The organism is Microbulbifer epialgicus (assembly GCF_041447265.1).
GTDB classification, from domain to species: domain Bacteria; phylum Pseudomonadota; class Gammaproteobacteria; order Pseudomonadales; family Cellvibrionaceae; genus Microbulbifer; species Microbulbifer epialgicus.
On sequence record NZ_JBGMEK010000275.1, the window covers coordinates 1 to 655 of the forward strand.

Below are 655 nucleotides of genomic sequence, written 5' to 3' on the forward strand. Positions count from 1 at the left end.
TACGAAACCTTCAGTGCCAAAACAGAATCATCAGGGCATGACCTGGATTTTGATAGCCGCTATCAAAAAATGATACACACCTATGCGCGAGTAATGCGCAGCATAGTTGAAAGGGCCCTTAGCAAATTCAAATACGTGGATGTAATCGTTAACCAGGGTAACCACAGCCGAAGCAATGACGTATGGATGCGGGTATTTCTCAAACATATGTATCAGGACACCAAGCGCTTACAGGTCCTGGATAACGCCTCGGTTTTCATTCCCTATCGAATGGGGAATACCTTTGTGATGTGCCACCACAGTGACAAGTGCAAGCCCGCACAGCTCGCCCACGTAATGGCCACAGACTTTAATCAGGATTGGGGTGAAGCCAACTATCGCTATATCGATATAGGGCATATTCACCACCGTATGGTTGCGAAAGAACATCCTGGGGTAACCATAGAAAGTTGGAATCAGTTGGCCCCGGCCGACAAATACGCCCATGACGGGGGATGGCGCAGCCGCTCTTGCCTCACTGTTGTGCTCAGGTCGAAAACCTATGGAGAGAAAGGCCGAATCACTTTAACTGCAGAAGAGGTGAAGGACCGTATTGATAACTTAGAGCCAGGCACTACCAGCGCCCGGCGCCGTGAAGTTTATACAGTGTGAGGAG

General features: G+C 49.3%; 1 protein-coding gene. It reads left to right on the forward strand.

The genetic code is table 11. The features are described 5' to 3' along the window. Window positions 1-651 (forward strand): hypothetical protein (locus ACCI49_RS24980; RefSeq protein ID WP_371841966.1); only part of this gene is annotated, 651 nt, incomplete at its 5' end. Between the last annotated feature and the right edge of the window lie 4 nt (window positions 652-655).